Origin of the sequence: Mycobacterium sp., assembly GCF_050701675.1 — a bacterium.
GTDB lineage: Bacteria > Actinomycetota > Actinomycetes > Mycobacteriales > Mycobacteriaceae > Mycobacterium.
The window spans coordinates 1-4,515 of the sequence record NZ_JBOGDD010000964.1 but is presented as its reverse complement, the minus strand read 5'-3'; the positions used below and the strand labels follow the sequence as shown (position 1 = coordinate 4,515).

Below are 4,515 nucleotides of genomic sequence, written 5' to 3'. Positions count from 1 at the left end.
GTTCGGGGTGGACCGGACCGCGCAACGCGAGGCGCGTCGAGCGCGGGAAGCCGCGGCCGGCCGCGCCGCGGCGCGGGTGGCGCGCCGAGGCGGGGTGGTGGTGGATCGGCACGAGGTGGCGGCGATGGCGGCCCGCGCAGACAAGGCCGCGTTGACCCGCGCGGACCTGGTCGAGGTGATCGGCGCGCAGCTTCCCCTGATGGCCGACAACCCTGGCGTGGCCGCGGCGGAGGGTGGCGTGGACGGCTCCGCAGGGGATGTGGTGATGCCGCGCCAGGTCATCGAGGAGTGCGTCGACGCAGTCGCCATGCGGTTGACCGGGCCGCGGTTGGCGCATCAACGCGAAGGCACCGAACGGTTCACCGTGGACCTGATCCTGGTCGAGGAACGGCGGGTGTTCGACATGGTCGACGAGACCAGCCTGCGCAACGCGTGCTGGGTCCGCGAGTTCGACACCCCGGAGGCGTTGGGGCTCTCCGCGCAGCAGCACGCCGCGGTGACCGCGATCGCGGCCAGCCCCCAGCTGGTGCAGCCGTTGTCGGCGCCGGCGGGGGCGGGCAAGACCACCTCGATGCGCGCCTTGCGGGCCTTGGTGGAACGCCAGCGTCGGGGGACGGTGATCGTGATCGCACCGACTGGGAAGGCCGTGGACGTCGCCGTCGCCGAAGGTGCTGCGAGCGAGGGGTTCACGATGCACGCCGCGCTGGCGCGGTTGGCCGACGGGCGGCTGACGTTGGGTCCGTTCGACGTGGTGGTGGTCGACGAAGCCGGGATGGTCGGCACCCACCACTGGCGTGCTCTGCTCACCCACACGACCACCGCGGGGGTGAAGACGGTGATGGTCGGTGACCCGCATCAGTTGGCGCCGGTGAAGGCCCGTGGAGGGATGTTCACCCAACTGTGCGAGGAGCTGCCCTGGGCTCAACGGTTGTCGGAGGTGTGGCGCATGCACGACCCCGGTGAGCGGTCGGCGTCGTTGGCGTTGGGCCACGGTGGGCCGGCCCCGGTGCGCCGCGCCGTGGGCTGGTACCGCGACCACGACCGCCTTCACTGTGGGGATCAGGTCACCATGGCCGCCGACGCCCTCGAAGCCCACCAGGGCGACGTCACCGCCGGCCGGGACGCCTTGCTGATCGCCGACACCACCGAGACCACCGACGCCCTCAACCGGCGCATCCACGACCAGATCACCGAACAGCGGACCCGTACGGGCCGCGACACCACCACCGTCACCGCCGCGCGCGGACACCAGGTCGGGGTGGGGGACGTCGTCCTGACCCGACTCAACGACGCGACCATCGAGGTGCGCGACCGGGCCGACGTCACCCAGCGCCTGCCCGAGGCTCCGGTCCGTAACGGGCAGCGCTGGCAGGTCCTCAAAGTCGACGACACCCCCGATCATCCGCGCATCGCCGCCCGACGACTCGGCGACGGCGCGGTCACGGTCCTCGAGGGCGACTACCTCAAAAAGCAGGTGCAGCTCGGCCACGCGATCACCGTGCACTCGGCCCAAGGGGTCACCGCCGACAGCTGTCGCGCCGTCATCGGTGACACCACCACCCGCAACCTGGCCTACGTGGCGATGACCCGCGGCCGCGACACCAACGAGGTCTACCTCTACGAACGCACGATCACCGAAGCCGACCACCACCGCGACCACCCGGCACCCGACGAGGCAGGGGTGCACGTCGCCCAGCGCGGTGGGGCCGTCCAGGCCGCCCGGATGATGCGGCAGATCGTCGGGCGCGACGAACCCGCCCGCACCGCCCACCGCACCGCCGCCGACACCCCGGCCGAACTCCTGCCCGAGCTGGTGGCCAACCTGGTCGCCGAACACCACTCGGCGGTCACCCGACGGCACGTCGACTATCAGAAAAGTCAACGCGCCCAACGAGATCGGACGTTGGACCGCAGCCGCGGACTAGACCGTGACCGCGGCCGGGAACGCGATCGCGGTTATGACCTGAGCCTCTGATGCTCAAGAGTCTTCCCGCTGCTTTGGTGAGAGGTAAGTGGGCTTCGGTGCACCCCATGTCGCTCGTCACCGCACCTGGTGATGGTCATCGCTTTCGTCGTTGCCGGGAGTGACCGACACCTGCAGCCAAGTGCTTCAGGATTCAGGGAAGCGGGCCGTTGTGAACATCGAAGGCGCGACGGCGTGCGTCGAGTGAGCACTATTGCGCGGCGTGAGCAATCCTGCGTGGTGAGCATTCCCTGATGAGGCTTTCGAGGTTCTGCTGCACGCGTTCGGGGGCGATGCCCACCGATGGTGAGTACAGCATGATGTGGTCGAGAACGCCTTCGTAGCGCGTGAGCCCGACGCGGACGTCGTCGGCGGTTCCGGCGACGCCCATGGTGTCGATCATCTCCTCGGACACCGCGGCGAACATCGTGGGGAAGTCGCGTCGGGCGAAGGCTTCCCGGATGGCTCTGCCCTCGGTGGCGAAGCCGTTCACGTCGAGCACGGTTTCGTAGGACTTGACCGAAGCGTAGAACGCGATCTGTTGCGCCAGTTCACGTCTGGCGACCTCGGCGTCGTCGTGGATGGCGCACATGACCATGGAGACGACTTCGACGTCACGGGGGTCGCGGTCGGCGTGCGCGGCGCCCTTGGCGATGGCGGGGCGGACGATCTCCTGGACGTAGGTGGTGGTGAACAGGGGGTGGCCGGCCAGGCCGTCGGCCACCCGCCCGGCTGTCTCGCACATCCGGGGGCGCACACCGGCGGTGATGATCGGGATCGCGCGGCTGGGTGGTTGTACCTCACCGGTGGGGGTGAGGTGCATCGTGTAGAAGCGGCCGTCGTGGTGGATCGGGCCGTCGTGCAGGTTCCAGATGCGGCGCAGCAGACCGACGAGTTCTTCCATGCGCAGCGCGGGTGCGGCGGTGTCGGATACGCCGTGCCAGTCGCTCATCATCCGTTTGGTGCCGTTGCCGATGCCGAGTACCAGTCGTCCGTCGGAGAGTTCGTCGAGGTCGCGTGCTTCGGTGGCCAGCACCAGGGGGCTTCGTCCGATCCCGTAGAGAATGGAGGACCCGATCCGGCAGTTCTGTGTGCTGTTGGCCATCGCGGCCATGGAGATGGACCCAGAGCGGGAGTAGAACTCCGAGGCCCAGGCGGCGTCGAACCCGGCCGCGTCGGCGGCCTGGGCGGTCCGGGCCAACGACGGCAGATCCGCGCCGAGGACCGAGAGGCCGTAAGTGCTCATGCTCGGTCTCCTCGGCGCGGGCGTAGTCCGTCGAACATGACGGCTCTAAGGGTTCCGGCGACCACCGTCTCGTCGAGAGGCTGGTCTGCGACCAGGTACATGAGGGCGTTTATCGTGACCGCGCCGAACAGCGCCATGGAGGCGGATCGTGGATCTGGCTGGGCGACAAGGGATCCGTCGCGGGCGCCTGCGACCAGCAGTGCTTCGACGGGTTGCTGGTAGGCGGTGTTGATCATCTCGGCGATGACCGGCATCCGGGCCGCGCGTCCCAGTTCGCCGATGAGTGCACGACAGACCGCTGGCCGCTGCGCCATCGCCCGCAGTTGTGCGCCGATGACGAGTTCGAGGCGTTCGGCACCGGTGCCGTCGGTGTGCACGATCGCCGCCACAGCATCGGCGATGTCGGTGAGGAGGTCTTCGAGTAGATACGCGAGGATCTCCTCCTTGCCCGTGAAGTAGTAATACAGCGTCGCCTTCGGCACGCCGGTCACCGCGGCGACGTCCTCGATCTTGGAGTCGTTGAGCCCTTTCTCGGCGAACAGGTCCGCCGCTGCGAGGAGCCGGTCCGCGATCTGACGTGGAATCTTGCGCATTGCCCAATCCCGTTCTTCAAGTTTAGACTCCGAGTCTAAACCCTTGCTTCATGGCGGTGGGAGGTCCTCGTGGTCGCGGTGCCCATGCGGTATGACCCGTTCGACGCCTCGATACTCGAAGACCCCTATCCGACGTACCGCGTGTTGCGCGACGCGGCTCCGGTATACCGCGCGCAGGATTCGCACACCTGGGTGTTGAGCCGGCACGCCGACGTCCAAGCCGCGGCCTTGGATCACGGCACCTACTCCTCGGTGGACGGGATCTTCCCCACCCCGCCGGGATCGGACTTCATCGGTTCGTTTCTGCCGATGATGATCGTGATGGACCCGCCCCGACACGACCAGCTGCGCGCCCTGGTGAGCCGGGCGTTCACCCCCCGCAGGGTCGCCGGACTTCAGACCACCATCACGCGGATGGCGGCGGAGTTGTTCGAACGCCTCGACGAGGGGTCGGGGTCGGCCGATTTCGTGACCGACTTCGCCGCCATCCTGCCCGCCGCGGTGATCGCCGATCTGTTGGGCGTTCCCGCCACCGATCATGATCAGTTCCGATCGTGGTCGAGCCAGCTGGTGCAGGTCGACGTCACCCACGGTCACACCAGCGACGCGCTGGCCGCGGCCGCGTCGATCTACGCTTACTTCACCGATTTCCTCGCCGACCGCCGCCACAATCCCCGCGAGGACCTGATGTCGGCGTTGGCGAACGCCACCGT

The 4,515-nt window shown here is 68.4% G+C and carries 4 protein-coding genes; 2 read left to right on the top strand and 2 right to left on the bottom strand.

The window, feature by feature from the left end; translation table 11 throughout:
• On the top strand, positions 1–1,975 hold a 1,975-nt coding region (locus ACRDUX_RS29200; protein ID WP_526419046.1), incomplete at its 5' end, for an AAA family ATPase.
• A gap of 199 nt (positions 1,976–2,174) precedes the next feature.
• Here ACRDUX_RS29200 and ACRDUX_RS29195 read toward each other — a convergent pair.
• Together ACRDUX_RS29195 and ACRDUX_RS29190 are read right to left on the bottom strand one after the other, a co-directional pair.
• Positions 2,175–3,209, bottom strand: coding sequence for an LLM class flavin-dependent oxidoreductase (locus ACRDUX_RS29195; protein WP_068920425.1), 1,035 nt, complete (start codon positions 3,207–3,209; stop codon positions 2,175–2,177).
• A complete protein-coding gene (locus tag ACRDUX_RS29190) occupies positions 3,206–3,802 on the bottom strand; it encodes a TetR/AcrR family transcriptional regulator (RefSeq protein ID WP_526419044.1) in 597 nt (198 codons plus the stop codon). Before ACRDUX_RS29190 ends, ACRDUX_RS29195 begins: the two co-directional genes overlap by 4 nt.
• A 69-nt stretch (positions 3,803–3,871) precedes the next feature.
• On the opposite strand from ACRDUX_RS29190, the gene ACRDUX_RS29185 reads away from it, so the two are divergent.
• On the top strand, positions 3,872–4,515 hold a 644-nt coding region (locus ACRDUX_RS29185), incomplete at its 3' end, for a cytochrome P450 family protein (RefSeq protein ID WP_526419042.1).

Excerpts from the sequence above, each read along its gene's own strand:
- ACRDUX_RS29195 (WP_068920425.1), bottom strand. The coding sequence starts at position 3,209 with ATGAGCACTTACGGCCTCTCGGTCCTCGGCGCGGATCTGCCGTCGTTG.
- ACRDUX_RS29190 (WP_526419044.1), bottom strand. The coding sequence starts at position 3,802 with ATGCGCAAGATTCCACGTCAGATCGCGGACCGGCTCCTCGCAGCGGCG.